The sequence below is a fragment of the Cellulomonas olei genome, assembly GCF_039548315.1.
Lineage (GTDB): Bacteria > Actinomycetota > Actinomycetes > Actinomycetales > Cellulomonadaceae > Cellulomonas.
Genome location: NZ_JBCLVN010000096.1, coordinates 1 through 5,129 on the forward strand (window position 1 = coordinate 1; position 5,129 = coordinate 5,129).

Genomic DNA, 5,129 nt, shown 5'->3' on the forward strand with positions numbered 1-5,129 from the left:
TTCCCGCTTAGATGCTTTCAGCGGTTATCCCTTCCGAACGTAGCCAACCAGCCGTGCTCCTGGCGGAACAACTGGCACACCAGAGGTTCGTCCGTCCCGGTCCTCTCGTACTAGGGACAGCCCTTCTCAAGTTTCCTGCGCGCGCAGCGGATAGGGACCGAACTGTCTCACGACGTTCTAAACCCAGCTCGCGTACCGCTTTAATGGGCGAACAGCCCAACCCTTGGGACCTACTCCAGCCCCAGGATGCGACGAGCCGACATCGAGGTGCCAAACCATGCCGTCGATATGGACTCTTGGGCAAGATCAGCCTGTTATCCCCGGGGTACCTTTTATCCGTTGAGCGACGGCGCTTCCACAAGCCACCGCCGGATCACTAGTTCCGACTTTCGTCCCTGCTCGACCTGTCAGTCTCACAGTCAAGCTCCCTTGTGCACTTGCACTCGCCACCTGATTGCCAACCAGGCTGAGGGAACCTTTGAGCGCCTCCGTTACATTTTAGGAGGCAACCGCCCCAGTTAAACTACCCACCAGGCACTGTCCCTGATCCGGATCACGGACCGAGGTTAGATATCCAGAGCGACCAGAGTGGTATTTCAACGTTGACTCCACCGACACTGGCGTGCCGGCTTCACAGTCTCCCACCTATCCTACACAAGCCGCACCGAACACCAATACCAAGCTATAGTAAAGGTCCCGGGGTCTTTCCGTCCTGCTGCGCGTAACGAGCATCTTTACTCGTAGTGCAATTTCGCCGAGTTCGCGGTTGAGACAGCGGAGAAGTCGTTACGCCATTCGTGCAGGTCGGAACTTACCCGACAAGGAATTTCGCTACCTTAGGATGGTTATAGTTACCACCGCCGTTTACTGGGGCTTAAATTCTGAGCTTCGCCTTGCGGCTGACCCGTCCTCTTAACCTTCCAGCACCGGGCAGGCGTCAGTCCGTATACATCGTCTTGCGACTTCGCACGGACCTGTGTTTTTAGTAAACAGTCGCTTCTCCCTGGTCTCTGCGGCCCTCCACGCTTCCCGGGCAAGCCGGTACACGCTTCAGGCCCCCCTTCTCCCGAAGTTACGGGGGCATTTTGCCGAGTTCCTTAACCACGATTCTCTCGATCGCCTTGGTATTCTCTACCTGACCACCTGAGTCGGTTTAGGGTACGGGCGGCTAGAACCTCGCGTCGAAGCTTTTCTCGGCAGCATAGGATCACCCAATCATCCAGCATACGCTGTCACCATCGGTTCTCAGGCTATGTGAGTGGCGGATTTGCCTACCACTCGCCCTACGGCCTTGGACGTGGACTACCATCGCCACGCTGGGCTACCTTCCTGCGTCACTCCTGTTAATACGCTTACCTACTACCGGATCGGGTCACGCGCTCCCCCGCACGATGCACCCCGAAGGGTGCGGTGTGCGGGCTCGGGCGTTTAGCATCACCGGGCTCGGTATGGGCGGTTCTTCGCCGGTACGGGAATATCAACCCGTTGTCCATCGACTACGCCTGTCGGCCTCGCCTTAGGTCCCGACTTACCCAGGGCGGATTAGCCTGGCCCTGGAACCCTTGGTCATTCGGCGGACGGGTTTCTCACCCGTCATTCGCTACTCATGCCTGCATTCTCACTCGTGTAGCGTCCACCACTGGGTCACCCCGCAGCTTCACCCGCCACACGACGCTCCCCTACCCATCCACACGCCTGGACCACGAAGGCCTAGCGCAATGTGTGAATGCCACAGCTTCGGCGGTATACTTGAGCCCCGCTACATTGTCGGCGCGGAATCACTTGACCAGTGAGCTATTACGCACTCTTTCAAGGGTGGCTGCTTCTAAGCCAACCTCCTGGTTGTCTGTGCAACTCCACATCCTTTCCCACTTAGCATACGCTTAGGGGCCTTAGCTGGTGGTCTGGGCTGTTTCCCTCTCGACTACGGAGCTTATCCCCCGCAGTCTCACTCCCGCGCTCTCACTTACCGGCATTCGGAGTTTGGCTAACGTCAGTAACCTGGTAGGGCCCATCGGCTATCCAGTAGCTCTACCTCCGGCAAGAAACACGCGAGGCTGCACCTAAATGCATTTCGGGGAGAACCAGCTATCACGAAGTTTGATTGGCCTTTCACCCCTAACCACAGGTCATCCCCCCGGTTTTCAACCCAGGTGGGTTCGGTCCTCCACGCGGTCTTACCCGCGCTTCAACCTGCCCATGGCTAGATCACTTCGCTTCGGGTCTAGAGCACGCGACTATCACGCCCTGTTCGGACTCGCTTTCGCTACGGCTTCCCCACACGGGTTAACCTCGCCACGTACCACTAACTCGCAGGCTCATTCTTCAAAAGGCACGCCGTCACCCCTGCTAGGGAGGCTCCGACGGATTGTAGGCACACGGTTTCAGGTACTATTTCACTCCCCTCCCGGGGTACTTTTCACCTTTCCCTCACGGTACTTGTCCGCTATCGGTCACTAGGTAGTATTTAGGCTTAGCAAGTGGTCTTGCCAGATTCACACGGGATTTCTCGGGCCCCGTGCTACTTGGGATCCCCTTCGGGAGGCCACATGATTTCGTCTACGGGGGTACCACCCTCTGTGCCGGGCCATTCAATGCCCTTCGACTATCACGAGGCTTTCTGACTCCCTGCTGACTCGGCAGAATCAGCTGAAAGGTCCCACAACCCCGTACACGCAACGCCTGCCGGCTTGACACGCATACGGTTTGGCCTGATCCGCTTTCGCTCGCCACTACTCACGGAATATCTCTTCCTGCCGGTACTGAGATGTTTCACTTCCCGGCGTTCCCTCCACACACCCTATATATTCAGGTGCGGGTCACACGACATGACTCGTGCGGGGTTTCCCCATTCGGACATCCTCGGATCACGGTTCGTTTGCCAACTCCCCGAGGCTTATCGCAGGCTACCACGTCCTTCTTCGGCTCCTAGTGCCAAGGCATCCACCCTGTGCCCTTAAAAACTTGACCACAAAGACATACTTTAAAGATGCTCGCGTCCACTGTGCAGTTCTCAAACAACGAACGATCCCCGGTCTTGCGTCCGGCGCCTACCCGCTGCACGAAGCAGCTGGCGGTTCGACCGACCAACCGGGCCCGTCACGAAGCAACCTCCCTCGCGGGCTGTTCCCTCAGGACCCAACAGCGTGCCCAGGCGACCAACCCGACCCGGCGGTGCGCGTTCCATCCCGAAGGAGTACTGACGCGATGCCGGCCCGAGCGGGCCGCCGTAGTTGATGTTCCACCCGTGAGCACCACCCCCGACGCGTACGGCCGGGGCATGGCCTCTGCACGACCCCACCGAAGCAGGGCGTGTCAGATGCTCCTTAGAAAGGAGGTGATCCAGCCGCACCTTCCGGTACGGCTACCTTGTTACGACTTAGTCCCAATCGCCAGTCCCACCTTCGACGGCTCCCCCTCAAAGAGTTGGGCCACCGGCTTCGGGTGTTACCGACTTTCGTGACTTGACGGGCGGTGTGTACAAGGCCCGGGAACGTATTCACCGCAGCGTTGCTGATCTGCGATTACTAGCGACTCCGACTTCATGGGGTCGAGTTGCAGACCCCAATCCGAACTGAGACCGGCTTTTTGGGATTCGCTCCACCTCGCGGTATCGCAGCCCTTTGTACCGGCCATTGTAGCATGCGTGAAGCCCAAGACATAAGGGGCATGATGATTTGACGTCATCCCCACCTTCCTCCGAGTTGACCCCGGCAGTCTCCTATGAGTCCCCACCATCACGTGCTGGCAACATAGGACGAGGGTTGCGCTCGTTGCGGGACTTAACCCAACATCTCACGACACGAGCTGACGACAACCATGCACCACCTGTACACCGACCTTGCGGGGCAACCATCTCTGGAAGTTTCCGGTGTATGTCAAGCCTTGGTAAGGTTCTTCGCGTTGCATCGAATTAATCCGCATGCTCCGCCGCTTGTGCGGGCCCCCGTCAATTTCTTTGAGTTTTAGCCTTGCGGCCGTACTCCCCAGGCGGGGCACTTAATGCGTTTGCTGCGGCACGGAACTCGTGGAATGAGCCCCACACCTAGTGCCCAACGTTTACGGCATGGACTACCAGGGTATCTAATCCTGTTCGCTCCCCATGCTTTCGCTCCTCAGCGTCAGTTGCGGCCCAGAGACCTGCCTTCGCCATCGGTGTTCCTCCTGATATCTGCGCATTCCACCGCTACACCAGGAATTCCAGTCTCCCCTACCGCACTCTAGTCTGCCCGTACCCACTGCAAGCCCGAGGTTGAGCCTCGAGTTTTCACAGCAGACGCGACAAACCGCCTACGAGCTCTTTACGCCCAATAATTCCGGACAACGCTTGCGCCCTACGTATTACCGCGGCTGCTGGCACGTAGTTAGCCGGCGCTTCTTCTGCAGGTACCGTCACTTGCGCTTCTTCCCTGCTGAAAGAGGTTTACAACCCGAAGGCCTTCATCCCTCACGCGGCGTCGCTGCATCAGGCTTGCGCCCATTGTGCAATATTCCCCACTGCTGCCTCCCGTAGGAGTCTGGGCCGTGTCTCAGTCCCAGTGTGGCCGGTCGCCCTCTCAGGCCGGCTACCCGTCGTCGCCTTGGTGGGCCGTTACCCCACCAACAAGCTGATAGGCCGCGAGTCCATCCCTGACCGATAAATCTTTCCAACCGCATCGGATGCCCGAGCGGCACGTATCCGGTATTAGACCTCGTTTCCAAGGCTTATCCCAGAGTCAGGGGCAGGTTACTCACGTGTTACTCACCCGTTCGCCACTGATCCCCCCAGCAAGCTGGGGTTCACCGTTCGACTTGCATGTGTTAAGCACGCCGCCAGCGTTCGTCCTGAGCCAGAATCAAACTCTCCGTAAATGTCTCATTGGCAACCACCACCCGAAAGCAGCAGTCCACCGACACACGAAACGACCCCCACCCGCTGGCGAGCGAGGATCTATCAATTCGGCTTACCGGGAACCGCTCCGACGGGGTCGGACACGGCTCCCCAGTGAAACCAAGACCCACCACACGAACCAACCACCCCGAACGAGGCGACCAACCCGAGCGATGAACCATCTTGGCATCAACTACTAGGCACACTGTTGAGTTCTCAAAGAACAGACGCGCATCCCCCACTCACCCTTGCGGGCTCC

The 5,129-nt window shown here is 58.4% G+C and carries 2 rRNA genes; both read right to left on the minus strand.

What is annotated here, in order from left to right:
• Positions 1 to 2,970: ribosomal RNA gene (locus AAHH18_RS18090) — 23S ribosomal RNA — on the minus strand; the annotation flags it as partial.
• 360 nt (positions 2,971 to 3,330) lie between these two features.
• Positions 3,331 to 4,851 (minus strand): 16S ribosomal RNA (locus AAHH18_RS18095).
• Positions 4,852 to 5,129: the final 278 nt, after the last annotated feature.